This is a genomic window from Aequorivita antarctica (genome assembly GCF_007997155.1).
Classification (GTDB): domain Bacteria; phylum Bacteroidota; class Bacteroidia; order Flavobacteriales; family Flavobacteriaceae; genus Aequorivita; species Aequorivita antarctica.
On the sequence record NZ_VORT01000008.1, the window covers coordinates 27,297 to 54,177 of the forward strand.

A 26,881-nucleotide genomic window follows, 5' to 3' on the forward strand; every position below is an offset into this window, starting at 1 on the left:
AGTTATTTATGAAGTTGGCTCAAGAAACAAAAAGTTGTAATTTCGAAAAAATCAAAGAACCATTAATTCGTGAATTTGTAGCAAATAAATATGCCAAAGCTAACAGTAATCATACCCACTTTCAACGAGCAAGCCTTTCTTGAAGATGCGCTTTTTTCGGTTTCTTTCGCAGATGAAATCATCGTGGTTGATTCCTTCAGTACTGATAAAACCCCAGAAATAGCCAAAAAATACGCCACCAAATTCCTTCAACGAAAGTTCGATAATTTCTCGAACCAGAAAAACTTCGCATTAAAAGAAGCTACAGGCGATTGGATTCTCTTTGTTGATGCCGACGAACGCGTGACCCATTCTTTGGAAGCGGAAATAAAGGAAACGCTCCAAAACCCAAAACACAGCGGTTACAAAATAAACTTCCCACATTTTTATATGAACCGTTTTCTATATCATCACAGCGACGATGTATTGCGATTGGTAAAGCGGGAAGGTGCTAAATTTTCCGGGTCCGTGCACGAAAAACTGCAATGCGAAGGCAGGATTGGGAAACTGAAAAACAAAATGCTCCATTTTACCTACAAAGGTTTCGATAATTATATATCAAAAAAAGAATCGTACGCTTGGTTTCAGGCACAACAACAATTTGATAAAGGGAAAAAAACCACTTGGTTCCACTTGCTTTTTAAACCTACCTATCGGTTTTTCCGTTCTTTCATTTTAAAAGGGGGTTTCCGCGACGGGGTTCCCGGGATGACTGTTGCAGCCGTTAACGCCTATGGAGTTTTTGAACGGTATGTGAAGTTGATGCTACTTCAAAGAGGAATGAAATGACTCCCAAGCATCTAAAAATCTATATTTAAAACAATTTTCCAAACCTAATTTTCTGCCGAAATTTCAATAATGAAAACTCTCCTTTCACATCAATTCTTTCAATCTCATAAAGCCTTTTAAAAGGGAAGTTATTTATTCGGTTGCCAATTCGCAAGCCGTATTGTATTCCATTAGCTGAAAGAATCTTTTTAAAAATTTCATTGTGTTTTTTTTCCTTTGGGAATTTGCCATAGGGATAGGCCAAAACGGGAGAAAAGTTCAAATTATTTTCCGAAACGAATTCCAAGCAACGGCGCGTATCGGCCTCAATTTCTGCATTGGAAAGTTCGGTATATTTTTTATGGTAAAAGGAGTGAAAACCGAGTTCCACGATTTTAGGGTCGAGGGATTTCAATTGTTCCGCAGTCATTATTTCCAAGGAAGAAGTATTCCAACTGTCTGTCTGTCCAAGAAAATCCAAAGGCACAAAAAAAGTAGCTTTCAACTTGTATTTTTTTAACAAAGGAATGGCGAGTTCCATCTGGCTTACATAGCCGTCGTCAAAGGTGATAACTATATTTTTTCCTTTTGGCAAATCCTTAATTTGCAACAGTTCTTTTAAGTGAAATGTTTTGTAACCATTTTCAGCCAAATGTTTTAATTGCTTTTCAAGTTTTTCAATGGAAATGGTTAAACCCTTTCCCTCTTCAACAGTAATATGATGGTACATTAAAATTGGGAGCTTCGCCATAACAGATTTCAAATTTATACCTGTAAAATTATTACTTTTACGCAAACTACAACCCATTTTTGGAAAACCCTGTAAAAATTACTGCTATTGCCATTACGCTCAACGAAGCGCACAATATCGAAGGGTATCTAAAAAGCCTTTGGTTTGCAGATGAAATTGTGATTGTAGATTCCTTCAGCAGTGATGAAACAGTGGCTTTGGCTTCAAAGCACGAAAAAGTTACAGTTTACCAACGCAAGTTTGATAATTTTTCGGCTCAAAAAAACTTCGCCATTTCGAAAGCAAAAAACGATTGGGTCACTTTTTTTGATTTGGATGAAGAGATAACCCCATCATTGGCAAACGAAATAATTGAAAAAGCCAAAAACCCGAAAGCTATAGCCTATTTCGTAAAACGCGATTTCTATTTTATGGGAAAACGCATAAAATACAGTGGTTTGCAGAATGATTACATCGTGCGTTTTTTCAATAAAAACCATTGCCAATACAACGCAAATTTGGTGCACGAAACCTTGGAAGTTGGGGGTAAAAGCGAAAATTTAAAACACACACTGCCGCACTATACCTACAAATCTTTTGACGACTATACAGCTAAGTCGCATCTATACAGTGCATTGCAAGCGGAAATGCTCTATAAAAAGGGAAAGAGGCCCAACTATTATCATTTTCTATTTCGTCCATTTTATCGTTTTTGCAACCAGTTTATTTTCAGACTGGGAATTTTGGACGGAAAAGAAGGTTTCATTTTGGCATATGTGAGCGCCTTTTCAGTTTTTAAAAGGTATGTAAATCTTTGGTTGCTGTACAGGAAGATTAATTGAGATTACAAATATTTATCAATTCCCTTTTCACACCATTTGGTTCCTTCTGCAATCGCTTTTTCCTGAAGTGTATCGTTAATTTTAAAACGGCTTTGGTCTTTCACTTTGTGCCAAATATGATATACAATCCCACGGTAGCGAAGCCTTCTGCCCATCACGCCGTTATGCATCATCCGTATAATCAATTCGGAGTCTTCCCTACCCCAGCCCTCAAATTCTTCATTGTACCCGTTTACGGCAATCACATCCTTTTTCCAAAAGGAAACATTACAACCACGCATTTTCTCTGAGACTTCAGCTGAGGTTTTATAAAGGTTGCTCAATGCTGGAACACGCAGGTTCCGAGTGCGTTTTTTTATGCCTTTGTCAAAGAAGTTGAATTTTATCTTTTGCGAAGCAAACAGCTTCGGAAGAAATTCTTCCTGAATGTTCACCCGGCTTCCGAAAAGATACACATTAGGTTGCGCCAAAGCTTTGTGATCTCGCACAAAATCTTTGTGCATAATACAATCGCCATCCACTTGAATAATATAGTCGCCAGTTGCGGCAGCGATGGCCTTGTTTAAAATTATTGCTTTTCGAAAACCTTTGTCCTCGTGCCAAAAATGAAGAATTGGCACAAACATTTTCTTTTTAAAATCTTCAATTAAGTTTTTTGTCACTTCCGAAGAACCATCATCGGCTATTAATATCTCATTGGGGGGGTCGGTTTGGTTGTGGACGCTCAAAAGCACTAATTCCAATGCTTCAGGCCAGTTATATGTGGAAATAAGTAGTGAGGTATTCATTTAAAAAGGTGTTTAAAATATTGTCCGATATTCTTTTTGAAAAGAAAAAAGGACGAAGGATGCAGCTCTGGTTTTGTGTTCAACTGCATTTTAATTTCATCCATATCTTTTGAGCCTATATAATCCAATTTTTTCCATCCTTCTGGCTGTAAGTAGAAAAAATCCTGCATTTCTTTATAATTGTCCTTATTCACCGATCGCCATTTTTCAACGTACTTTTCAATATCAAAATCCTTGGAATGTCCCCAGTTGGTTAACTTTGTCATTAAATCTTTTTCACTGCGCGAAATACATTCGTGCATCAAAAGGTTGTCTGTATAAATAATACGCTTCCTATTTTGACGCGCAAAAGTGTATTTTGGGTAATTGGTTGCCAATAAAACCTTGGTTGGGTTATCCACATACAGCAAACCATCATCTGTGTATTTGTACATATTTATAAGAAATCCGGCGATCTGAACTGGCGTTTTTTCTGGGTTTTTCAGAAAGCTATCATATTTGCGAAGCGTTTTTACAAAACTTTTGAAGTCGATAAAATATTCGTCGGCATCTACTTGCACCAGCCAGTTGCCAACACCCATTTTTTCAGAAAGTAGGGTGCGTTCCCGTGTATCGTTTTCAATAGCGGAAAGCTCAGGTAGGTAGAAATTATCCTTATAAATCTGTATTTTATTCTCAGTGTCGAATTCCTTCAACCAATCGTAAAATGATGGTGAAACCTCAAATCTTTCACCAGACCAGGTTCTGTATTCTTTGTCCTCGGCAATAAAGATGGCATCAGCATCTTCATAAACCGGGGGAATGGCTTTTTTGAGGTTTTCATAATCGTAGGACAACAAAAAACCGACGTGAATTTTTTTAGACATACCTTTGTGATGGTTAGTTTATTCACAAAAATAGCCTATTTTTAAAGCCTTTGGCAAACCAAACAGATTAAATTTTGGAAAAAACCACTTCCGCAAAACCGCTTGTTTCGGTCATAATTTTGAATTACAACACCTTTCAATTAACGTTGGATTGTGTGGCTTCGATTAAAAAACACACTCCGCTCAATGTTTCTGTTGAATATATAATTGTAGATAATGCTTCGGCAAACAACGAAGGAGTTGCGCTTGAAAATACATTTCAAAATCAAGACGATTGCAAAGTGCTCCGAAGCCAAATAAATCTGGGGTTCGGAGCTGGCAATGTATTGGGCTCACAGCAAGCCAAGGGGCATTATTTTGCCTTTATAAACAGCGATGTTCTTTTTACTGAAGATTGTTTTTCAGAAATGGTTGCTTTTATGAAAAGCCATACAGATGCTGGCGTTTGCGGAATTCAAATCTTGGATGGCGATGGCAGAAAAACTATTTCGCACCGTCCTTTTGAAGGGGTTCGTTATAAATTATTTGGAAGAAAATTTTTGTACAGAACTGATGCAAGAATCATAAAAATAAACGCAGATTTAAAAATGCCAACCCAAGTGGATTTCGTGATTGGTAGTTTTATATTTTTTAGCGCAAAAGCCTATCGCGAATGTGGTGGCTTCGACCCAAATATTTTTCTTTATTACGAAGAATTCGACCTTTGTTACCGTTTAAAAAAACTTGGTTACAAAACCTTTTTTCTGCCACAACTAAACTACGTTCATTTGGAAGGAAAGAGCGGAGGCATAAATCGGTTGATGGAGAAGGAGCATTTGCTTTCCTATTTATATGTGGTTCGGAAAAATCTTGGTTTTTTTAAATTTTGGATTATAAAAAACTTCTTGTTATTTACTTATATATATAAAGCACCTTTTAAACCGAAGTACCGCCCATTACTGAAATTTCTGCTTTTTCGGGGCGAGAGTTTGTCACATTCTCTTCGGCACCAACAAAAACAGCTTGAAAGGGATTAAAAAACAATCACTTACCTATCCGCTGACAGACGGATTTGTGGTGAAATATTTAAGTAAAGGTTTTATTTCAGAACTTCCATTATTCTTTCTTCAATCTTGGCCAGTGAAAAAGGTTCCAATATTTTTTCAGAATTTTCACTTACACTATTCCAGAAATTTTCATTTGTATAAAGTGAAATAATCTTTTCAGCAAAAACTTCTGGATTATCAATGGGAGCAATCATTAATTCTGCATTAGATGAGAAATCGAAACCTTCGGCACCTATTTCAGTAGTTACCAACGGAAGCCCAAACTCTAGACTCTGTCCAATTTTTCCTTTGATTCCCGCTCCAAAAGCCAGAGGAGCAACAAATAATTTTGCACTATTGAAATATTCCGAAATATCCTCAACAAAACCCAAAATTCTAAAATTCTCAGAATTGAGGTCCAAGATTTCTTGAGGTGCATAACTTCCAATTATATCAATTTTCAATGTTGGAAGTATCTTTAGCAAATTTGGAAGGATTTTATTGTGAAGATATTTTACTGCATCCAAATTTGGTGTGTGCAGAAAACTTCCTATAAATAAAAGGTTTTCTCGTTGGTTGAAATTTTTAAAACCAAAATTATCGCTTTTGAATTGATGTATGTTGCCTACGACCACCATTTTTGTTTCTTTACCAAGGAGCGGAAGCAATTCCATTTTATCATCATCCGTTATTGGCACTACTATATTGGCCATCTCGGCATTATGAAGTTCTATTTTCAAATATTTTCTCATTGCCTTTTCAATCGATGGGTTTTTGCTCCGCTCCCACTCACGCTTAAATCGCAAATAGTGAAAATCGACCATATCAAAAATCAGTTTTGACCTCGAATATTTTTTTACCAATGCATAATATTTATAAAAAACATCAGGTCGGTGGAGCCATGCAAATTCAATATTCGGACTTACTATTTGAATGAATCTTTTGCGGTCTATAAGTTTATTATTTTCATCTAAAGCTGGTTCGTAAACTACTGCCCCCATCTTTCTATAAACCTCACAGTATTGATTTTTAAACTTATATTCTTTCGAATCCGCCATCAAAAAAACATTGAAACCGCGCTTCAGCATTATTTCAATAATGTGGAAAAGACGGCGAGAACCTGAATCCCGGTCATATTCTGGAACAATACTGTCTATAATGAGAACCCCTTTTTTGGCTTTATCAAAATTCGAGAAATCCAGATTCTCAGCTTTTATCCGTAACTTTTTTTCGAGTTTTCGATTTCTAATATAGTGTTTCAGTTTTTTATACATCCACTTAAATTTGTTGGTAAAGCTACAAAACCATTTAGAAGCTTTTATAGATTAAAACAAGTTTTCGGATTATAAATTCACCTTCAAAATGTCTCGTGTAGAACTTTTTGCCCCTACCTTTGCCATTGTTCCGTTTTTGCTTAAAATAGCCTATTTTTAAGGTTTTTTAAGAACAAAGGACCATGAAAAGTGAACAAAACAAACCAGTAAAAACCTGTTATGCACATTCTAATAGTTGATTGGTCCGGCCCTATTCCCGCTCTAAAATACGGAGGGACCGAACGCGTTATCTGGGGACTTGGAAAATGCCTTCACGAACTTGGCCATAAAGTTACCTTTTTGGTGCCCGACGGTTTTACGGGCGATTTTGCTGGGAGTATTCCGCTGGACCAAACCAAGAACCTGAACGACCAAATACCAGAAGATGTTGACCTTGTACATTTCAATTATCCTCCCAGACAGCCCATCAACAAACCCTATATTATAACGATGCACGGCAATCCCAAGCCGGACGAACACATAGATACGAACACTGTTTTTATTTCCAGAAATCAAGCTGAGCGCTATAATTCAGATGTATTTGTACACAACGGTCTGTATTGGGGCGATTATGGAATGCCCGATTTAGATAAGCCACGAACCTATTTTCATTTTTTGGGAAAGGCTTCGCGTAGGGTAAAAAACGTATTCGGGGCTGCTAAAATAGTTGCAAAAGCAAAGGGAAAGCTAATGGTAATGGGTGGAGAACGATGGACTTCCCGTAATTTTACCCGTGGGTTACGTTATGTTTTAAATCCGAAAATCACTTTTTTGGGAATGTTAGGCGATACTGAAAAAATGAAGATTATGGAAAAATCGAAAGCTTTGGTTTTTCCTGTTGAATGGCACGAGCCTTTTGGCCTGGTCATCATTGAGAGTCTGTATGCAGGCTGTGCCGTGTTTTGCACCACAAACGGTTCGCTACCCGAACTTTTAAGTCCGGAAGTAGGACTTGCATCAAATGATTCCAATGAATTAGCAGAAGCCCTTCGCAATTTTAAATATGACCCACAAGCTTGCCATCGCTATGCAAAGGAGCATTTCAATGCCCGAAAAATGACTTTGGAATATCTAAAATTATACGAAAAAGTGATTTTTGGTGAAACCTTACACACTGAAAACCCCACGTACATAACAAAAAAGAACCAAGTAAAACCTTTGATATAATGAAACATACATTATTAATTTTTAATCACACAGTGGCATGTCTATTAAGGATGTTCCATCTGTCCTTTAAAAAACAAATATTTTAGACAGATGAAAGAAGAAATTGATAACGCATTACTTGTACTAAAAAAAGGCGGCCTCATCCTCTATCCCACGGACACCGTTTGGGGAATAGGCTGCGATGCCACAAACCCCGATGCCATTGATAAAGTTTTTAAACTGAAAGAAAGAAGCGACGAAAAATCGCTGATATGCTTAGTGAACGATTTCAGAATGTTGAATGAATATGTTGAGAACGTACCTGAAGTAGCTTATGATATTTTGAAATACGCCAAAAAACCAACCACAATCATTTATGACGACCCAATTCGCGTAGCTGAGAATATTATTGCTGAAGACAATTCGCTCGCCATTCGGGTAACCAAGGATGAATTTTGCAAAAAATTAATACAGAAATTCCGCAGGCCGCTGGTTTCTACATCGGCTAATATTTCAGGAAAAAAAACGCCACAAAGTTATGCCGAAATAGACCCCTTAATTTTGGAAGGCGTGGACTATGTTGTAAATTTGCATCACCAAAAAAAATCAGAAAAGCCTTCGGCGATCATTAAGTTGAAAAATGATGGGTCGGTGAAGGTTATTCGGAAGTAAATTGTTTAAACGAATGTCTTTTGGTTAGCAAAATATAATATTTAACCACAAAGTGCACAAAGTTTTACACAAAGACCACAAAGCCTTTATTTAAATACCTTTGTGAACTTTGTGCCTTTCTTAGTGAACTTTGTGGTTAAAAAAACATCAGTTTAAATAGAAAATTCGTGCATTCGTGGTAAAACACACCGCATTAAACATAAAAAAACATTCGTGTATTCGTGGTAAAACCATCCTACATATCCGCTTTAAAAAGCCCAATTTTTAGAACTATTTCCAAAGCTTCCGAAAACCTAAACTTGGAAAGCTACGTAATTGGAGGTTTTGTTCGTGATTTTATTTTGAAACGCGGCGAAGCGAAAGACATTGATATAGTTGCGGTTGGAAGCGGAATTGATTTAGCTGAAGAAGTTTCAAGACTCTTGCCAGGAAAACCAAAAGTTTCCGTATTCAAAACCTACGGCACTGCAATGCTGAAAAGTGGTGGTATCGAACTTGAGTTCGTTGGAGCACGAAAAGAATCCTATTCCGAGGAAAGCCGAAATCCTGCAGTAGAAAATGGCACTTTGGAAGATGATCAAAACCGAAGGGATTTTACAATAAACGCTTTGGCACTAAGCCTTAGTAATGAAAATTTTGGAGCGTTGCTCGACCCATTCAACGGTATTGAAGATCTTCAAAAAAAGATAATCCGAACGCCGCTCGATCCAGATATTACCTATAGCGACGACCCATTGCGGATGCTTCGCGCCATTCGGTTTGCAACCCAATTGAATTTCATAATTGAAAAGGAATCTTTGGAAGCGATCACTAGGAATGCTGACCGCATAAAAATTATTTCCAAAGAACGGATTGTTGACGAGCTCAACAAAATATTGCTTTCAGAAGTGCCTTCAAAAGGTTTTTCCCTGCTGCATAAAACGGGCTTATTGCCTTTTATTTTACCAGAATTGGTTGCTCTGCAGGGCATTGACGAGATTGAAGGACAGACCCATAAAGACAACTTTTGGCATACGCTGGAAGTGGTCGATAATATTTCAAATGCTACAGACGACCTTTGGTTGCGTTGGGCTGCTTTGCTTCACGACATTGGGAAAGCGCCGACAAAAAAGTTTGATAAAAAACTGGGGTGGACTTTTCACGCACACGAGTTTGTGGGTGCAAAAATGGTTTATAAACTATTCAAACGCTTGAAGATGCCCTTGAACGAAAAGATGAAATTCGTCCAAAAAATGGTTATGATGAGCTCGCGTCCTATTGTTTTGGCAAGTGAAGTTACTGATAGCGCCGTAAGGCGTTTGATTTTTGACGCAGGTGAAAATGTAGAAGATTTAATGACTCTTTGTGAAGCAGATATAACCACTAAAAACCCGAAGAAGTACAAAAAGTATCACTCCAATTTTCAGTTGGTGCGCGACAAAATAGTAGAAGTGGAAGAACGCGATCAAGTTAGAAACTTTCAGCCTCCAGTAACTGGTGAAGAAATTATGAAGACGTTCAATTTGAAACCTTCACGCGAAATAGGCATTATTAAAGACGCCATAAAAGAAGCAATCCTTGAAGGTGAAATTCCAAATGAATACGAAGCCGCGAAGGAATTTATGTTGAAGAAGGGAGCGGAAATTGGATTAACGATTGCTGATTGCTGATTGCTGATTGCTGATTGCTGATTTTTCAACTTTAAGCTTTAAAACTAAAAAATATCAAATAATAAATCTTGAATTCGTGGCAAACAAAGACAATAAAAAAGTAATATACTGGCTCCTCGCAGGATGTTTCCTAATTTTTGTGATGGTAGTCGTTGGCGGAATCACGCGACTCACGCACTCTGGGCTTTCAATATCAAGCTACAAACTTATTTCAGGCACTTTACCGCCCTTGAATGAAGCACAATGGATTGCGGAATTTGACCATTACAAACAATTTCCGGAATACCAAAAACTGAACAACCATTTCAGTTTGGAGGATTTTAAGGATATCTATTTCTGGGAATGGTTACATCGTTTTCTGGGAAGATTTTTGGGTGTAGTTTTTATAATTCCCTTCCTCTATTTTCTTTTGAAAAAACAACTTACAAAACCCACAATCAAAAAAGCAATAATTTTAATGTGCTTGGGTGCATTTCAAGGGTTTTTGGGTTGGTATATGGTAAAAAGCGGTTTGGTGGACCGACCGGATGTGAGTCATTACCGGCTTGCTATGCACTTAACAACCGCCTTTATAACTTTTGCATATACGTTATGGGTGGCATTGGATCTGTGGTATCCTGTTAAAAAAGAAATCAATAAATATATTCGCAACATTATTAGGGTTGGAATGGCAATCCTGCTTATTCAGATTATTTGGGGTGCCTTTGTAGCAGGCCTCGATGCTGGTTTTATCCACAACCATTGGCCACTGATGAACGATGGCGAATGGATACACGAAACAGTTTATACAGAACAAGTTCCTCTTTGGAAAAACTTTGTAGAGGGCAAAAGTGGTGTACAGTTTTTTCATCGATATATGGCTTATGCAGTTGTGGGAATGATTTTCTTAATATGGTACAAAACCCGAAAATTGCAGCTCACGCTTCGTCAGAAAAGCGGAATAAATGTTTTGTTGCTTTTGGTATTGGTGCAATTCACCTTAGGGATTTTCACGCTGATCCTCCATGTGCCTGTTGTTTTGGGAGTTTTGCACCAAGTAACGGCATTTTTCCTGCTTGCTGCAATGACTTTTGTGTTACATAGATTTTCGAAATAAAACACAAGCAAAACCGCAAACTGCAATTGAATACTGCCTACTTTTTAATAACTTTGCAGTCCAAAAAAATTAGATAAATGATTTACCGTTTCAGAATAATCCTCGACACTCACGAAGACGTTTTCCGCGACTTAGAAATAGAAGCTTCGGCCACATTGGAAGATTTTCACAATGCCATTACCCAATCCTTTGGGTTTGATGGGCAGGAAATGGCTTCTTTTTATACGAGTAACGATTTATGGGAAGAAGGCGAGGAAATCTCCCTTTTTGACGTAAGCGATGAGCCAGAAGGTATTCGCATTATGGGCGAAACTTATTTGGAAGATGTTGTTGACAAAGAAAAAACACGTCTCCTATATGTATATGATTTTCTAAATATGTGGACGTTTATGGTGGAACTTGCCGATATTGCTGAAGTTGAAGCCGGCCAGATTTATCCAAATTTGATGTACTCACACGGCCAAATTCCAGAAGAAGCACCCGAAAAGGAATTCATATCAGAACCCATTGAAGGGGAAGACGATTTTGACGAAGAATTCGATCTGGATCCCGAAGATTACGACAACCTCGATTTTGACGAAAACTGGAATTGATTTGGTTGTCAGTTGTTGGTTGTCGGTTGTCGGTATGAAAAAATCAAATTTACATTTCACATTTTAATTTTACATTTTTAATTTCCCATTTCAAATATGATCAATCTTTTCAGTACCCACATTGAATCCCTTTCCATACACCGAGTGGGTAACAAAAGCCGAAACGAAGCTATTTTTCTTTCTGCAGAACCTTATAAAACAGATGATGAGCTTACGCCATTGTTGAAGGAATTCTTTCTGAAACCTTTTCGCGATAAGGAAGAAAACTATTTTAAGTTTTCGCACGAAGCAGATTTAGAGTTTCACGAACTCTTTAACAGTACTTCAAAAATATTTGACAATCCGCAAAACATCCACGAAGAGAGCCGAAAAATGGCTACTTATCTTTACAATCAATCCGAACATCCACATATTAAAAGTGGCGAGGTTTATGTGGCCTATCTTGAAAACGTGCAATTGGACAACGTAAAAATGGACGCCATCGGTATTTTTAAAAGCGAATTGAAACAGGATTTTCTTCAGTTTTCAGAAGATGGAAATCAGTTGGAAGCCATGCTGCAACACGGTGTAAACCTGAATAAATTGGATAAAGGTTGTATCATTTTCAATTCAAATAAAGAAGAAGGGTATAAAATTCTTTCCGTAGACAGCAATCGTTACGATGCTCGTTACTGGTTGGAAAGTTTTCTTGGGGTTGAAGCGTTAGCCGATGATAACTTCCACACTAAAAAATATTTAAAATTTTGTCAAGATTTTGCAAAGGACGTTGTTTTACCTGCCGAAGACAAAAAACAGGAAGTGATGTTTATGAACCGTGCTGTAAATCATTTTGCGAAAAATGACACTTTTGAAGAAACAGCGTTTATGAACGACGTTATAGACAATCCAGATTTGTTTCCAGAATTTCGTCATTATAAAAGTGAAAAAGCACCTAAATACAGCATAGAGGATTTAACTACTTTTCCTATTGCGAATACAGCAGTAACCGCTGCTCGGAAGAAAATAAAAAACGTAATAAATCTGGATACAAACATTCAGATAAAACTGGATTTCATCAATCCCGAAAGCGCCGAAAAATTTATTGAAAAAGGCTGGGATGAGGAGAAGCAGATGTATTATTATTTAGTGTATTTTAATAAAGAACAGAAGGTTTAGTTTCAGTGGTCATTGGTCAGTGGTCAGTGGTCAGTGGTCAGTAATCAGTAATCAGTAATCAGTAATTTATGAAGATTAGTTGTTCCATTTTGTTGGTTATTGCTGTTTTTGCTTTAAATTCCTGCAATGTGGACAAGTGTGATGTTGATTGTTCTTCTGGGCCATTGCGTTTGAGTTTTGAACTTTTAGACAAGGCTACTGGCGAAAATATATTTACCAATCACACTTTTGATCCGGCCGATATTGCCGTTTTAGATTTGGGCAATAATAACACTGAGGTGCAATTCACCTTCAATTCTGAAAATGATATAAACATTATCAACTTGGGCCCTTTTGGCTGGGGAACGAATATTGCTAATTATCTTTTGAAAGTGGGAGAGCGCGATATTTTCACATTGGCTGTTGATGCTGAAGAAATAAAAGATGTGTGTTGTTCAAATGTGGTTTTGAACAAATTGACCCTTGAGGGTTCGGAATTTTCTCAAAATACCCAAAGTGGGGTTTATGAAGTGTTGGTGGAACTTTAGCCGAAATTCCAAATAACAAATTCAAGAAAATGGAGCCTTCCAAGATTATAGCGTTGAATTGAGGTCTCTATAGCTACCTACTCCCACTGTATACTGACCCCTGATTACTGACCACTAATTCCCAACCTCGCTTATAAATTTTATTCGGTACAAACGCAATTCTTCTTCGTCATAATCGCCTTCAAATTCATCTAAGGCTTCTTCAATATTGTCGGTTTTGGCCTCAAGAAAATATTCGTGGATTTCTTCCTGCTGTTCTTCATCTAAAACCTCATCAACCCAATAATCAATGTTTAGTTTGGTGCCACTGTAAACAATGGCTTCCATTTCCTTTATAAACTCAGGCATTTCGAGACCTTTGGCATTTGCAATGTCAGGCAAAGCAAGTTTGCGATCCACATTTTGAATAATATATAATTTAAGTGAACTATTGCTTCCCGTGGATTTTACAACAAAATCTTCTGGACGGATTATGTCGTTTTCTTCAACGTAATTTTGAATCAACTTTAAAAAAGACTTGCCATATTTTTTTGCTTTCCCTTCTCCCACTCCGTGGACATTGGAAAGTTCTTCCATTGTTACAGGATATTTTAGCGCCATATCTTCCAAGGAAGGCTCCTGAAAAATTACAAATGGGGGCAAATCTAAATTGTGCGCCACCTTTTTAAGTTCTGCCTTCAGAAGTTTGAAAAGATTTTCGTCGGCAACATCGCCTCCTATATTGGCTGTAACAATTACGTCGTCATTGGCATCCTTAAAAGAATGGTCTTCGGTCATCATAAAAGAGGTGGGCGATTTTATAAATTCCTTTCCCAAATCTGTTAAATGAATAACTCCATAGGTTTCTATATCCTTTTTCAAATAGCCCGCCACCAATAATTGACGCAACAAAGCCATCCAATAAGGTGAATCATGCTTTGCGCCAGTACCAAAATATTCTTGAGCATCGGTACGGTGTGATTTAATGAGTGCGTTTACCTTCCCAATCAAAACATTGACAATTTCCTTACTTCTGTATTGTTCATTGGTTTTAAAAACCACTTCCAAAAGTTGTTTTGCGTCGTCTTTTGCTTCGTGTTTCTTCTTAGGGTAACGCATATTATCGTCCATCATGCCACCATCACCTGTTTCATTGTCAAACTCTTCGCCAAAATAATGAAGAATGAATTTTCGTCGAGACATTGAAGTTTCGGCAAAAGCGACCACTTCCTGTAAAAGCGCATGTCCAATTTCCTGTTCGGCAACGGGCTTACCACTCATAAATTTCTCAAGCTTCTCTATGTCTTTATAACTGTAAAAAGCTAGACAATGCCCCTCCCCACCGTCACGGCCACCGCGTCCGGTTTCCTGATAATAGCTCTCTATACTTTTGGGAATATCGTTATGGATTACAAAACGAACGTCTGGTTTGTCAATTCCCATCCCAAAGGCTATGGTAGCCACTACCACATCTACATCTTCCATCAAAAACATATCTTGATGCTTTACGCGGGTTTTACTGTCAAGACCAGCGTGATAGGGAACAGCTTTTATACCGTTTACCTGCAAGGCTTGAGCAAGCTCTTCTACCCTTTTTCTACTTAAGCAATAAATAATCCCGCTTTTGCCTTCGTTCTGTTTTACGAAGCGAATAACATCTGAATCAACATTTTTGGTTTTCGGTCTTATTTCATAATAAAGGTTTGGGCGGTTGAAAGATGCTTTAAAAGTGTTTGCATCCTGCATATTGAGGTTTTTGAGAATATCCTCCTGTACTTTTGGGGTTGCGGTCGCAGTAAGCCCAATTATTGGAATATCGTCTCCAATTCGTTGAATAATGCTTTTTAGATTTCGGTATTCTGGTCGAAAATCGTGGCCCCACTCGCTAATGCAGTGAGCCTCGTCTATAGCCATAAAGGAGATTTTCTGGGTTTGCAGAAAATTCACATATTCTTCTTTGGTCAGCGATTCGGGCGCTACGTAAAGCAATTTTGTAACTCCACTGGCGATGTCGCTTTTAACTTTTTTTACTTCGGTTTTGTTTAGGGAGGAGTTTAGCACATGAGCAATTCCTTCTTCCGAAGAAAGGGCGCGCAGGGCATCAACCTGGTTTTTCATCAATGCAATAAGTGGTGAAACCACGATTGCCGTTCCTTCCTGCATTAGCGCCGGAAGTTGATAACAAAGCGACTTTCCGCCACCCGTGGGCATTACCACGAACGTATTGTTACCGTTGAGGATGCTTTTTACTACTTCCTCCTGCAGACCCTTAAAACGGGTAAATCCAAAAAATTTCTTTAGGGCTGCATAAATGTCAATCTCTGCCACGCTTGTTGGGTTTTAATGGGCAATTCAGTTTTAGCTAACAATATATTGTTTTACAGATTAACAATCGTAATTTTGCAACCGTATTAAGCTAACTGCATCTTAAAAGAAAGGTATCAATATTTAAGATTACTGAATTTATTTAAATTCTATTCTAAATATACTAATTTCTGATACAGTTACAAACATTCAAAAGCATTATAATTTTGAACAAGAAAGAAAGAATTATTTCCGTAGCGAAAAACACCATAGAAACTGAGAGTAAAGCCATTGCAAACTTGGCCCATTTGGTGGACGAAGAGTTTGCAGGCGCAGTTGATTATATTTATCACTCCAAGGGAAGGGTAATTGTTACCGGAATAGGCAAAAGTGCCAACATTGCCACCAAAATTGTGGCAACTTTAAACTCAACAGGCACTCCTGCAATCTTCATGCATGCTGCGGATGCCATCCATGGCGATCTTGGAACTATTCAAGAAAACGATACGGTTATCTGTATTTCCAAAAGCGGAAACACGCCCGAAATAAAGGTGCTTGTGCCATTGATAAAAGCCATTGACAACAAATTAATAGCCATTACCGGAAACCGGGAATCATTTTTGGGGCAACAAGCAGATTTTGTATTGAACGCCTATGTGGAAAAAGAAGCCTGCCCCAACAACCTTGCCCCCACAACCAGCACAACTGCACAATTGGTGATTGGCGATGCTTTGGCAATGTGCCTTTTGGACCTACGCGGATTTTCCAGCAAGGATTTTGCAAAATTCCATCCAGGTGGTTCTTTGGGAAAAAAACTATATTTGAGAGTGAGCAATCTTACTTCACTTAATGAGAAGCCACAGGTTAGTCCCGATACTGATGTTAAAAAAGTAATTGTCGAAATTTCTGAAAAAATGCTGGGCGTAACCGCCGTGGTAGAAAATGATAAAATTGTAGGCATAATTACTGATGGCGATTTAAGGCGTATGTTAACCAGAACGGATAGTTTTGCAGGACTGACCGCAAGGGATATTATGAGCCACAATCCTAAAAAAATAGCCAACAACGCTATGGCAGTTGAAGCAATGGAAATGATGGACAAATTCGGGATCACCCAGATTCTTGCTGAAGACAAAGGCAAGTACAGCGGGGTGGTACATATTCATAACCTTACCAAAGAGGGAATTATTTAATGAAGAAAAAAGCCTCCCCAGAAAAAGAAATGTCCTTTTTGGATCATTTAGAGGAGCTGCGTTGGCACCTTATCCGCTCTACGCTCGCAATATTGGTGTTTGCACTATTAGCATTTATTTTTAAGGATTTTATTTTTGACACCCTCATTTTTGGGCCTAAACACCCAGATTTCCCAACTTATAGAATGTTCTGCAACATTTCCCGCTCTTTGGGAATGGATACTTTCTGTTTCCAGGAAATGCCTTTCCGTATTCAAAGTAGAACAATGGCAGGCCAATTTTCTGCACATATGTGGACCTCTATTTACGCTGGAATTATTATTGCCTTCCCTTATATTCTTTATGAATTTTGGAAATTCATTAGCCCAGGTTTAAAGGAAAAGGAGCGCAAAACAAGCCGTGGCTTTATTTTTATTGCATCCGTACTTTTCTTTATGGGGGTTTTGTTTGGATATTACCTTATCACCCCGCTTTCCATCAACTTTTTGGGAAATTATCAAGTGAGTAAAGAGGTTTTCAACGATTTCGATTTGGACAGTTATATTTCGCTAGTGCGCACTTCGGTATTGGCCTGCGGGATTATATTTGAACTGCCAATCTTGATGTACATATTGACCAAAATAGGTTTGGTAACGCCAGAAAGCCTTCGCAAATACAGGAAGTTCGCTTTGATAATAGTTTTGGTGCTTTCCGCAATTATTACACCGCCCGATATTGTAAGTCAGGTTATCGTTGCCATCCCGATACTAATTCTATATGAAATAAGTATTTATATTTCAAAGATTGTGATTAGGAACCAGAAGCGAGAAGAAAGAAAAAGGAAAAAAGAGAGTGGTCTTTAGTCAGTGGTTAGTAGTTAGTAGTTAGTAGTTAGTGAAAAATCGTTTATTCTCTTAAGAATTAAAATTTATTATAATGGAAAAAAACATAGTTGAAGAATTCAATGCGTATCGTGAAAAGATGAACGAGAAGATGCTTGCTGACAACAACAAGATCATCAAGCGAATCTTTAATCTGGACACCAACACCTATATGGAAGGCGTGCTTCCAAAGAAAACAAAAGAATTGCTTGGCCTTGGTAATTCATTGGTGCTTCGCTGTGACGATTGCGTGCGTTACCATTTGGAAGAATGCCACAAACTGGGTCTGACTAAAGAAGAAGTGGTTGAAGGCATGAGTATTTCGTTGCTTATTGGCGGGACCATCGTGATTCCTCATTTGCGCAGGGCTTTTGAATATTGGGAGGCGTTGGAAGCGCAGCAGTCTTAATTTTTTCTTCGTAAAATTATATAGTACATTTATCGTTTTATCTACGGAAACAAAAACCGAATGAAGCTAAAAGCCGAAAATCTAATAAAATCCTATAAAGGCCGTAAGGTTGTAAAAGGTATCACCGTAGAAGTAAATCAAGGGGAAATAGTTGGTTTACTCGGACCGAATGGCGCGGGAAAAACAACTTCTTTTTATATGATTGTTGGCCTGATTAAACCCAATGGCGGCAAGATTTTTCTGGAAGGCACCGAAATCACCAATTACCCGATGTACAAACGCGCACAGCACGGAATTGGCTATTTGGCACAGGAAGCTTCGGTTTTTAGGAAGTTGAGCGTTGAGGACAATATTTTGAGCGTCTTACAGCTCACAAAACTTTCCAAAAAAGAACAACGCGCCAAAATGGAATTGCTTATTGAGGAATTTGGTTTGGGGCACATCCGCAAAAACCGCGGCGATCTTTTGAGCGGTGGGGAAAGACGTAGAACCGAGATTGCACGAGCTTTGGCAACCGATCCACATTTTATTCTTTTGGACGAGCCTTTTGCAGGAGTTGACCCTGTTGCAGTTGAAGATATTCAGCGCATAGTGGCGCAGCTTAAAAATAAAAATATTGGTATTCTTATTACCGATCACAACGTACAAGAAACGCTTGCCATTACTGACAGAACTTATTTAATGTTTGAAGGGAGCATTCTTAAACACGGTATTCCCGAAGAACTTGCCGCAGACGAAATGGTTCGGAAAGTATATCTAGGCCAGAATTTTGAACTTCGGAAAAAGAAGTTGGAATTTTAGAAACAACTCGAAATCTTTAACCACAAAGGACACAATGGCTTCACAAAGGACACAAAGGTTTTAAAATTATAGCTCTCCGTTTATCACTCTTTTAATACCCTGCTTCAGTAGACTTACATTAAAATTGATTAGCAGACCTAATTTAAAACCACCAAGTTTCATATATGTAAGGGTTTGTGCTAAATGAACATCGTTTAAAGCTTCCACACTTTTTATTTCGATAACTACTTTATTTTCAACAAGTATATCAATTCGATAGCCAATCTCTAATTGTACTTCTTCAAATATGAGGGGCATAGGTTTTTGTTTGGCAACTGCCAAACCTTCCTTCATTAGTTTATAAAAAAGACATTCTTGGTAAGCAGATTCCAACAATCCAGGACCAAGTGCTTTATGAACTTCCAAAGCACAGCCTATAATCTTATTTGCTATTTGATTTTCAGTCATTACAATTAAATTTAACAACCTGATTTAAAACAAATTTAAATGTTCCCGGATCTTTATTTATATACATTGTAACTTCTTAGTGGTCTTTGTGTTTATTCCTTAACCACAAAGGACACAATGTTTACGCAAAGTTCACGGAGCTTTCTTTGTGCCCATTGTGACTTCTTAGTGTTCTTTGTGTTTAAAGAAAGACAGCAAGATATAAAGTAGGATTATAAAAGGTATTGCCAAAAACTTCAGTAGTACCAGAAGCACAACGCAAAGAATTAAAAACACATAACGGACAGCATTACTCTTAAAATCCCAAGTTTTGAATTTTAATGCGAAAAGGGATATTTCGGCATTCAGAAGAATGCAGCTCAATAGGGTCATCCCTATCAAAAACCATTTATTGAGGATTATGCTTTCCGCAAATTCAGAATATTGAAACTGTAAAATCAAAGGAAGGCTTAAGATTAACAAAGTATTTGCGGGAGTGGGTAGCCCAATAAAACCAGAAGTCTGGCGTGTGTCAACATTAAATTTTGCCAAACGGTATGCCGATGCAATCACAATCAGCAAACCAATAAGTGGTAAATAATTTTTAAAACTTACGTTCCATCCATCCAAAGAAAATGTTTCAGTCAGCGTCTGCATATGCCCGAAATAGGACAAATTCAACATCTGGTACATTATGATACCCGGTGCTACTCCACTGGTAATAACATCAGCCAAGGAATCGAGCTGAAGCCCTACTTCGCTTTGCGCTTTCAGTAATCGAGCTGCAAGTCCATCAAAAAAGTCGAAGAAAATTCCAAGGAAAACGAAAAAGGAAGCAGTTATTAAATCTCCCGATGTCGCGAAAAGTATAGCCACACAGCCGCAGAGGATATTTAGGGAGGTGATGATGTTTGGGATTTGTTTTAGCATATTCATTTTAATAAGGTCTCGACTGCGCTCGAACAGACAAAGTTTTGTAAAAATAGCAAAGTATTTTCGTCCAAAGGCATACTAACACAATATGTGCATAAATTTAAAGTTTAATATTCTGTAAAATTGTGTCATATTTGTCCAAATATTTAAGCTTGAAAGAGAAAATTCTCCTCCTTTTATTACTTGTTTCAGTTACGCTGGGAGCGCAAACCGTTCGCAAATACTCTAACGAATTTATGAATATTGGCGTAGATGCCGCCGCTTTTGGGATGAGCAATGCCGTGGTGGCCTCCTCAGCCGATGTAAATTCGGGCTATTGGAATCCTGCCGGTCTTGTAAATCTTGAAGACAAACAAATTTCATTGATGCACGCCTCCTATTTTGCAAACATTGCGAATTATGATTACGCTGCTTTTGCAATGCCGCTTGACGACAAAAGCGCCGTAGGACTTTCCGTAATTCGGTTTGGAGTGGATGATATTTTGAACACCACACAATTGATTGATGATGAAGGAAGAATTGATTACAATCGTATCAGTCTTTTTTCAACTGCAGATTATGGTTTTACGTTTTCTTATGCGCGACGACTACCGTTGGATGGTTTAAATTACGGTGTAAACGCAAAGGTAATCCGCCGCGTTATTGGCGATTTCGCTTCTTCTTGGGGCTTTGGGCTGGATGCAGCCATTCAATTTAGAAACGACAAATGGATGTTTGGAATTATGGCTCGCGATATAACCACAACTTTTAACGCTTGGAGCATAGATGAAAAAAAGTTTGCTGAAATTCAAGGTGCCGTTGAAGGACAAAACCAAGAATTACCTGAAACCACAGAGATTACCATTCCGAAGTTGCAATTGGGAATGGCGCGTAAATTTGTTTACCACTATGATTTTTCACTCTTGGCTGAAGTGGATCTAAACTTCCGGTTTGCCCAAACCAACGACATTATTTCTACTTCATTTACGAGTATGACTCCTTCACTGGGACTTGAATTTGCGTATATCGAAATGGTTTATGTGCGTGGTGGTGTAGGTAATTTTCAGAATATAAAACAATTGGACGGGGGTGATTCCGTTGGTTTTCAGCCCAACATTGGGGTTGGGTTCAGATATAAAGGCATTCAAGTGGATTATGCCCTGACCGATATTGGCGACCAAAGTGCTGCCTTATATTCCAATGTGTTTTCATTAAAACTGGATTGGGAGATTTTTAGGTAGAAGTTGATGGGTTGAGGAGTTGAGGAGTTGAGGAGTTGAGGAGTTGAGGAGTTGAGGAGTTGAGGAGAAAAATACTTGAAGCAATTAATAAAACAAAAACATTCGTGTATTCGTGGTGAAAAATTATATCCTCTTACTTCTTTTACTTATAAGCGTTTCTGTAAAAGCACAGTTTGTTCCATTATCTGAAACTTCAGAAATAAGCATTTTAACCATTGGTCCGGGAGCAGAGCTATATGATAAGTTCGGGCACAGTGCATTTAGAATTCAAGACAGTTTGAATGGGGTTGATGTGGTTTTCAATTACGGTAAGTTTGATTTCGATACGCCAAATTTCTATACCAAGTTTGCGCGGGGAAAACTGCTTTATGAACTGGGCGTAAGTTATTACCAACCATTCTTTGAAAGTTACGTAGCCCAAAACCGTTGGGTAAAAGAACAAACCTTAAACCTGAGTTATACTGAAAAACAAGCTGTTTCAGATTTTCTGTGGAACAATGTTAAGCCCGAAAACAAAAAATACAAATACGATTTCTTTTTTGATAACTGCGCTACCAAAATTCGCGATGTAATTCAAGAAGTACTGGGTAATAAGCTCGAATTTAAGGAAGACCATCTAAAAGAAGAATATACCTTTCGGCAACTTATACAGCAAAACCTTAAAGCAAATAGCTGGGGAAGTTTGGGAATAGACATTGCCCTTGGCGCTGTGATTGATAGAACAGCAAAGCCAATTGAATATCAATTTCTTCCCGAATATGTTTATGAAGGAGCTGCAAACGCAGTAATAAACAGAAATGGAACTTCGGAAAGTTTGGTGAGACAAACATCCGTTCTTTTTGAAAACAGCCCTACCCCACCAGAAAACGATTTCTTTTTGAGTCCGTTATTTGTATTAGGTTTTCTGGGGTTATTAATTGTTTTTATAACCTATAGGGATTTTAAAAGAAAAACCAGAAGTCGCTATTTAGATACCTTCCTCTTCTTTTTTACTGGTCTGATTGGTATATTGCTTTTATTGCTTTGGTTTGCTACAGACCATACTGCTACAGCTAATAATTACAATTTGTTATGGGCCTTTCCAATCTCTCTTGTATTGATTATTGCGATTTCAAAAAGAAACGTATCCCCTAAAATGAAACGATATGTTTTGCTTTTACTGCTTCTCTTAGTTCTTTTAACTATCCATTGGACGACAGGGGTGCAGGTTTTTGCTATTGGATTGTTGCCGCTTTTGATTGCATTGGCAGTGCGCTATATTTATTTACTTTATTTTATTAGAAAGCAGAATTGACATCCCTCCCAGTTTCTATTTCGACAAGCTCAGCACATCGCCTTTAAAGGGAGGAGATAGATTCTGACTTCCACTCATATTTTAATCAGAATTGAAAATGTCTTCTTTAAAGCGAAATTTATTGGAACTCCCTTTAAAATAAGGGGTTTACAATGTTTTTAGGGGGAGAATTAAAGCAGGATGTAAATTTGTAGGAAAAAAGGGCTGTTTTCTTACATTTTAATGACTTTGCTATGGCTTTGGTATGGCTTTGGTATGGAGTATCTATGGAGGAGGGCTTTTGGACAAGACACTGGCCACTGAATACTGAATCATTGTCCTCTAAAAAACACAATGGTGCTCAGGGTTTTGATGATAATGGTTATATCTAGAAAAAGGCTACGGTGCTTTATGTAATAGAGGTCGTATTGGAGCTTTTCAAGGGAATCTTCCTCGCTGGAGCCGTACTTGGCATTTACCTGAGCCCAGCCTGTAACGCCTGGCTTTACGAGATGGCGCACTTCATAAAAGGGTATTTTTTCTTTTAAATCTTCAACAAATTCAGGGCGTTCGGGGCGTGGGCCAATGACGCTCATTTCGCCTTTTAAAACATTTATGAATTGTGGTATTTCATCAAAGCGGGATTTTCTTAAAAAGCGTCCAAATTTGGTAACACGGATATCCTTATCCTTTGCAAACTGAGCCCCATTCTTTTCGGCATTTATCACCATGCTTCGCAGTTTGTATATCTTAAAATATTCTCCGTTTTTCCCTACCCGTGTTTGGCTGTAAAACAAGGGACCGCGGTTTGCGAATAAATTTCCTATAAATAAAATTGGTATCAGTATCAATCCAAACGCAAGCCCTAACACTGAAAAAAACAAATCTAAAATTCTATTAAAAAAGAGATATAGTTTGTTTTGATTACTTCTGCTAAAAGGGAAATAGCGGTAAAAATCCTTTTCCACATGCTGCACCGGAATACGATGTGTCAATTCTTCATATACTTGGGTGTATTCACGTATAGGAATTCCGTTTTCAAGCAATTTTATCAATTTGTTATTGAGCTCAATAGTCATTCCTTCAGAAAGCGGCGTACCAACCACTATTTCAGAAATGGTCATTTCGTCAGTCAACAGCGCAATATCTTCTATAGCAATGGAATCTATTTCAAGATTATTTACGATTGTTGCGTCATAAGGAGCCGTATTAAAATACCCTATAACCCTGTAATTCGGATCAGATTTTTGGAGAGAGGCCACAATTGTATCCACATCTTGAGCATGCGCAATCAAGATTACCCTTTTATAAAACCGCGGTGCCGAAACAAGAACAATATAGGCATAGCGCCAAGCTAGCATTGCCACGTTGATAGCCAAAAAGAAATAGACTATCTGCAACCTATTTGAAGGTAGCATAGGGGTGTAAAAGGGAGTAAGAAGATAAAAAAGAACAGTTACTGAAGATGTAATGATCACGTTTTTTACCACCACATCAAACTTGCTTGCTTTTTGAAGGTTATAAAGTTCAAAAATAGTTGCAAACACCGTGAGATAAGCAGCCAAGACAATAGACCACACCCAATGTTCGGAATTTATTTTGAAATAATCGAAATTAAAAACAGACCCTACCAAATATAACAACGCAAGCACGCAGACAATATCCAGGATACGGAGCAGGATTTTCCGTTCAGAAATATCAAAATGGATGTTGTTTTTGGCCATTCTTAATTTGTTTGGGGTTTCTGGTTTCTGGTTTTTTAGCCACAAAGGTCGCAATGTTTCCATAAAGTTCACAAGGTTTTACTTCGTGGCCATTGTGCTTTCTTAGTGTTCTTAGTGGTTATTCTTTAATATCTAATAAAATACCAAACTCATCGATTACGCAGCAATGGGGCGCCTCAAATTTACTGAAATTTCAATCGCCCAAAAGCTTAATCCAACTATGTTTTATTTTTTGCCAATCAAATCCTTCCATTTTAATCCGGGCGTTTTTAGTGATTTCTTGTGCTTTTATAGGATTTGCACACAAATCATCAATTGCTTTCACAAAAGCTTCTGGATTGTTTGGAGGAACCAATATACCATCAACTTCATTTTTAATTAAAAAAGGCAAGCCACCTACGTTTGTAGAAACAACAATTAAACCCAATGCCATAGCTTCCATGACGCTTACAGGCATATTGTCGAAATTAGTGGTGTTTATAAAAATATCGCAATCGCTGGAAAGCGCGATCCATTCTTTTTTTTGTAACATTCCAGGAAAGCTTATTGGCAGCTTTAGTTCGTCGGCAATTTTTTTACAGCGTTGCATGGAACCGTCTTTGTCTGGGCCAACCATACGAAGGATAGCATCCACTCCTTTTTTCTTCAGCATTTCTAATACTTCCAAAGCCAACAAAGGGTTGTAAATTTCTGAAAAGGAACGTACCCACAACAATTTTGGGGTTATTGATTCCCTATGTTTAAAAAAATAATTTTCTATTTCAATGACATTGGGTATATAGGTTATATTTTGAAAACCTGCTTCCTGAAATTGTTGCATCATATATTTTGAAGGTGCCACGTTTGTAAGCGCTTTTCTAAAAAGTGTATTGCTTAAACCTTTACTGGTTTTTAGGCGATTTGGTAGGTTGCCACCGTGCAATATCGGGATATAGGGTAATTTGAAAAACCTGCATAATAACCCAGTTAAAATTGCGTAATAAAAATTTTGAGTGCTATAAGTATCAATCAAAACAAGGTCAACACGATTTCTATTTTGAATGGTGGTAAACGCCATATCAAGCAACCGAAAGATCTTATTTTGTTTTGAAGATGCTGTTATAACGGAATACCCTTCCTCTTCCAGTTTAACTGATAAGGAGTCTATGGCGGCTGGAGGTTTTCCGTGAACCGCTAGTTTATTTCCTATGTAGAGCAGTTTTTTTCTTGGGTGCATAATCTATATTCAACAAACATAAGGCATATATAAAAGCTGGGGCGGCAATCCGCATGGAGGAATGGGCAATGGTGAGCCCCCAAAATAGCAAAAACGGATAGAAATAAATGTTTTTCCTGCCGTTCATTTTTGTAATTAATGGTGAGAAAACTAGTACTAATAAAGCAAAAATTCCAAAGAGTCCGTGCTCTGAAAGCATACGGGAGATTTCGTTATGGGTAGGAAGGTCAATACCCAACTCTGCCTCAAAATAAGTTTTTACTTGACCTACCCCCACTCCTAAAATTGGACTTCCTTTAAAGGCCTCAAGTTCTGTGGACAATAAATCTACCCTTCCCGTGGTAACATCATCTTTCTCTCTCCCCAAAGCATCCTCATTGGCATAACGATTCCCAATTAGCCCACCTGTTTGAAAAATAGTAAAAGACCATATGGCCATTGTTATAGCAATCAGGCCTATCATCTTCAAACTAATTTTAGCCTTATTCTTTAAGCTAGTTGAAAAGTAAAATATTACTATAAAAACAACAGACATTATACCCGCAACCAAAACCCCGCCTCGCGAAAAAGTCAACAAGGCGCGATAACCCATCAATACCATGAAAAACATCATGGTCCATTGCACCAAGAAATTTTTGTATGGGATAATTAATCGTGTCAACAAAATAAACACTCCCAGGCCTAAAACCGTTGCCACCTGGTTAGGGCCATACCCACCAGAAACTGCCGAATTGGAAGCAGTACTTGTTATAATTTCTCGAATATCTGGAGAATAAAGAACAATATAAATTGTCGTGCTTATTAGCGGGTAAATAATATAATCCAATACTTTTAAAAACTGATTCATGGTAATAGTCCGACCAAAAACGAATACTGAAGCCATGCTTAGGCATAATGGGCCACTAAGATTAAAGAGCACTGCTGTTCGAAAATTACTATCGTAAGCTATAAGATCAAAAGAAACCAATACGCCTGGTAAGAGGAGTAAAAGATACAACACATATGGGAAGGAATTTTTTTTGAACCCTAAAAAAAAGATTCCCATTAATGAAAACCACATTATTGCATATTTTCCCGTTTCATAAAAAATAAAGGCCTTGGTCATTCTGAAAAACACCTCTGCTCCTGTGAAATAAGCACAGGCCAATAAAACGTATAACTCTTTCTCTTTCTTTATAATAATCTGCCAGCAGAAATAGGCAAATACTCCAATCATATAGAGAAACATAGAAGAACGACTAAATGAAGCCATTACCCCAATTCCCACATGGAAAAGAATGGCATGCAATGGCTTTATATTTTGGAAAAACTGTGATTTGATGGTATTGTCTTTT

Annotated in this window: 26 protein-coding genes; 16 read left to right on the forward strand and 10 right to left on the reverse strand. The window is 37.9% G+C overall.

Going from position 1 to position 26,881, the window contains the following annotated elements:
• Positions 1 to 90: 90 nt before the first annotated feature.
• Positions 91 to 828, forward strand: a complete 738-nt coding sequence (locus ESU54_RS11600; RefSeq protein WP_111845177.1) for a glycosyltransferase family 2 protein — start codon at positions 91 to 93, stop codon at positions 826 to 828.
• 25 nt (positions 829 to 853) lie between these two features.
• On the opposite strand, the gene ESU54_RS11605 is transcribed toward ESU54_RS11600, so the two are convergent.
• Positions 854 to 1,558, reverse strand: a complete 705-nt coding sequence (locus ESU54_RS11605; protein ID WP_170253278.1) for a polysaccharide deacetylase family protein — start codon at positions 1,556 to 1,558, stop codon at positions 854 to 856.
• A 59-nt stretch (positions 1,559 to 1,617) separates the two neighbouring features.
• Here ESU54_RS11605 and ESU54_RS11610 point away from each other — a divergent pair, with 59 nt between their 5' ends.
• On the forward strand, positions 1,618 to 2,379 hold the full coding sequence (locus ESU54_RS11610; protein ID WP_111845178.1) for a glycosyltransferase family 2 protein: 762 nt from the start codon (positions 1,618 to 1,620) through the stop codon (positions 2,377 to 2,379).
• A 2-nt stretch (positions 2,380 to 2,381) separates the two neighbouring features.
• Here the strand turns inward: ESU54_RS11610 and ESU54_RS11615 are convergent, their stop codons facing one another.
• Together ESU54_RS11615 and ESU54_RS11620 are read right to left on the reverse strand one after the other, a co-directional pair.
• Entirely contained in the window at positions 2,382 to 3,167 is a 786-nt protein-coding gene (locus ESU54_RS11615) for a glycosyltransferase family 2 protein (protein WP_111845179.1), read from the reverse strand.
• The gene (locus ESU54_RS11620; RefSeq protein WP_111845180.1) at positions 3,164 to 4,033 is read right to left on the reverse strand and encodes a hypothetical protein; all 870 of its coding nucleotides are present in this window, start codon (positions 4,031 to 4,033) and stop codon (positions 3,164 to 3,166) included. The genes ESU54_RS11615 and ESU54_RS11620 overlap by 4 nt, the downstream gene beginning before the upstream one ends.
• A gap of 74 nt (positions 4,034 to 4,107) precedes the next feature.
• Here ESU54_RS11620 and ESU54_RS11625 point away from each other — a divergent pair, with 74 nt between their 5' ends.
• The gene (locus tag ESU54_RS11625; RefSeq protein WP_160113293.1) at positions 4,108 to 5,049 is read left to right on the forward strand and encodes a glycosyltransferase family 2 protein; all 942 of its coding nucleotides are present in this window, start codon (positions 4,108 to 4,110) and stop codon (positions 5,047 to 5,049) included.
• A 62-nt stretch (positions 5,050 to 5,111) separates the two neighbouring features.
• Here ESU54_RS11625 and ESU54_RS11630 read toward each other — a convergent pair whose 3' ends face one another.
• Complete coding sequence (locus tag ESU54_RS11630) at positions 5,112 to 6,332, reverse strand: glycosyltransferase (protein WP_111845182.1); 1,221 nt, start codon at positions 6,330 to 6,332, stop codon at positions 5,112 to 5,114.
• Between the two features lie 219 nt (positions 6,333 to 6,551).
• Here ESU54_RS11630 and ESU54_RS11635 point away from each other — a divergent pair, with 219 nt between their 5' ends.
• The 7 genes from ESU54_RS11635 (at position 6,552) to ESU54_RS11665 (ending at position 13,209) form a co-directional block, all read left to right on the forward strand.
• Positions 6,552 to 7,538: a glycosyltransferase gene (locus tag ESU54_RS11635; protein ID WP_111845183.1), complete on the forward strand. Its 987-nt coding sequence runs from the start codon at positions 6,552 to 6,554 to the stop codon at positions 7,536 to 7,538.
• 90 nt (positions 7,539 to 7,628) lie between these two features.
• Positions 7,629 to 8,189, forward strand: a complete 561-nt coding sequence (locus ESU54_RS11640; RefSeq protein ID WP_111845184.1) for an L-threonylcarbamoyladenylate synthase — start codon at positions 7,629 to 7,631, stop codon at positions 8,187 to 8,189.
• Positions 8,190 to 8,410: 221 nt separating this feature from the next.
• The gene (locus tag ESU54_RS11645) at positions 8,411 to 9,838 is read left to right on the forward strand and encodes a CCA tRNA nucleotidyltransferase (protein ID WP_111845185.1); all 1,428 of its coding nucleotides are present in this window, start codon (positions 8,411 to 8,413) and stop codon (positions 9,836 to 9,838) included.
• Between the two features lie 76 nt (positions 9,839 to 9,914).
• Entirely contained in the window at positions 9,915 to 10,934 is a 1,020-nt protein-coding gene (locus ESU54_RS11650) for a COX15/CtaA family protein (protein ID WP_111845221.1), read from the forward strand.
• 77 nt (positions 10,935 to 11,011) lie between these two features.
• Positions 11,012 to 11,527 (forward strand): IS1096 element passenger TnpR family protein, encoded by a 516-nt coding sequence (locus ESU54_RS11655; RefSeq protein WP_111845186.1) that lies wholly within the window; start codon positions 11,012 to 11,014, stop codon positions 11,525 to 11,527.
• A gap of 96 nt (positions 11,528 to 11,623) precedes the next feature.
• On the forward strand, positions 11,624 to 12,682 hold the full coding sequence (locus tag ESU54_RS11660; RefSeq protein WP_111845187.1) for a nucleoid-associated protein: 1,059 nt from the start codon (positions 11,624 to 11,626) through the stop codon (positions 12,680 to 12,682).
• Positions 12,683 to 12,750: 68 nt separating this feature from the next.
• Positions 12,751 to 13,209: a hypothetical protein gene (locus tag ESU54_RS11665; protein ID WP_146744017.1), complete on the forward strand. Its 459-nt coding sequence runs from the start codon at positions 12,751 to 12,753 to the stop codon at positions 13,207 to 13,209.
• A gap of 114 nt (positions 13,210 to 13,323) precedes the next feature.
• Here ESU54_RS11665 and ESU54_RS11670 read toward each other — a convergent pair whose 3' ends face one another.
• Positions 13,324 to 15,516 (reverse strand): RecQ family ATP-dependent DNA helicase, encoded by a 2,193-nt coding sequence (locus ESU54_RS11670; protein ID WP_111845189.1) that lies wholly within the window; start codon positions 15,514 to 15,516, stop codon positions 13,324 to 13,326.
• 203 nt (positions 15,517 to 15,719) lie between these two features.
• Here ESU54_RS11670 and ESU54_RS11675 point away from each other — a divergent pair, with 203 nt between their 5' ends.
• From ESU54_RS11675 to lptB, 4 genes are all read left to right on the forward strand, one after another.
• Positions 15,720 to 16,685, forward strand: coding sequence for a KpsF/GutQ family sugar-phosphate isomerase (locus ESU54_RS11675; protein ID WP_111845190.1), 966 nt, complete (start codon positions 15,720 to 15,722; stop codon positions 16,683 to 16,685).
• Positions 16,685 to 17,527 carry a twin-arginine translocase subunit TatC gene (gene tatC / locus ESU54_RS11680; RefSeq protein WP_111845191.1) on the forward strand — a complete coding sequence of 281 codons (843 nt, stop codon included), beginning with the start codon at positions 16,685 to 16,687 and terminating at the stop codon, positions 17,525 to 17,527. Before ESU54_RS11675 ends, tatC begins: the two co-directional genes overlap by 1 nt.
• A 73-nt stretch (positions 17,528 to 17,600) precedes the next feature.
• A complete protein-coding gene (locus ESU54_RS11685; protein WP_111845192.1) occupies positions 17,601 to 17,954 on the forward strand; it encodes a carboxymuconolactone decarboxylase family protein in 354 nt (117 codons plus the stop codon).
• Positions 17,955 to 18,014: 60 nt separating this feature from the next.
• The gene (gene lptB / locus ESU54_RS11690; RefSeq protein ID WP_111845193.1) at positions 18,015 to 18,755 is read left to right on the forward strand and encodes an LPS export ABC transporter ATP-binding protein; all 741 of its coding nucleotides are present in this window, start codon (positions 18,015 to 18,017) and stop codon (positions 18,753 to 18,755) included.
• A 66-nt stretch (positions 18,756 to 18,821) separates the two neighbouring features.
• Here the strand turns inward: lptB and ESU54_RS11695 are convergent, their stop codons facing one another.
• Positions 18,822 to 19,202 carry a GxxExxY protein gene (locus ESU54_RS11695; RefSeq protein WP_111845194.1) on the reverse strand — a complete coding sequence of 127 codons (381 nt, stop codon included), beginning with the start codon at positions 19,200 to 19,202 and terminating at the stop codon, positions 18,822 to 18,824.
• Between the two features lie 165 nt (positions 19,203 to 19,367).
• Complete coding sequence (locus ESU54_RS11700) at positions 19,368 to 20,111, reverse strand: CDP-alcohol phosphatidyltransferase family protein (protein ID WP_111845222.1); 744 nt, start codon at positions 20,109 to 20,111, stop codon at positions 19,368 to 19,370.
• A 155-nt stretch (positions 20,112 to 20,266) separates the two neighbouring features.
• Here ESU54_RS11700 and ESU54_RS11705 point away from each other — a divergent pair, with 155 nt between their 5' ends.
• Positions 20,267 to 21,334 (forward strand): putative type IX sorting system protein PorV2, encoded by a 1,068-nt coding sequence (locus tag ESU54_RS11705; protein WP_170253279.1) that lies wholly within the window; start codon positions 20,267 to 20,269, stop codon positions 21,332 to 21,334.
• A gap of 115 nt (positions 21,335 to 21,449) precedes the next feature.
• Positions 21,450 to 22,628 (forward strand): lipoprotein N-acyltransferase Lnb domain-containing protein, encoded by a 1,179-nt coding sequence (locus tag ESU54_RS11710; protein ID WP_235004606.1) that lies wholly within the window; start codon positions 21,450 to 21,452, stop codon positions 22,626 to 22,628.
• Positions 22,629 to 22,939: 311 nt separating this feature from the next.
• Here ESU54_RS11710 and ESU54_RS11715 read toward each other — a convergent pair whose 3' ends face one another.
• The 3 genes from ESU54_RS11715 to ESU54_RS11725 all read right to left on the reverse strand — a co-directional run bounded on the left by ESU54_RS11715 (position 22,940) and on the right by ESU54_RS11725 (position 26,835).
• Positions 22,940 to 24,331, reverse strand: coding sequence for a sugar transferase (locus ESU54_RS11715; RefSeq protein WP_111845224.1), 1,392 nt, complete (start codon positions 24,329 to 24,331; stop codon positions 22,940 to 22,942).
• A gap of 193 nt (positions 24,332 to 24,524) precedes the next feature.
• Positions 24,525 to 25,547 (reverse strand): glycosyltransferase family 4 protein, encoded by a 1,023-nt coding sequence (locus tag ESU54_RS11720; protein ID WP_111845196.1) that lies wholly within the window; start codon positions 25,545 to 25,547, stop codon positions 24,525 to 24,527.
• The gene (locus ESU54_RS11725; RefSeq protein ID WP_146744018.1) at positions 25,510 to 26,835 is read right to left on the reverse strand and encodes an O-antigen ligase family protein; all 1,326 of its coding nucleotides are present in this window, start codon (positions 26,833 to 26,835) and stop codon (positions 25,510 to 25,512) included. The genes ESU54_RS11720 and ESU54_RS11725 overlap by 38 nt, the downstream gene beginning before the upstream one ends.
• Between the last annotated feature and the right edge of the window lie 46 nt (positions 26,836 to 26,881).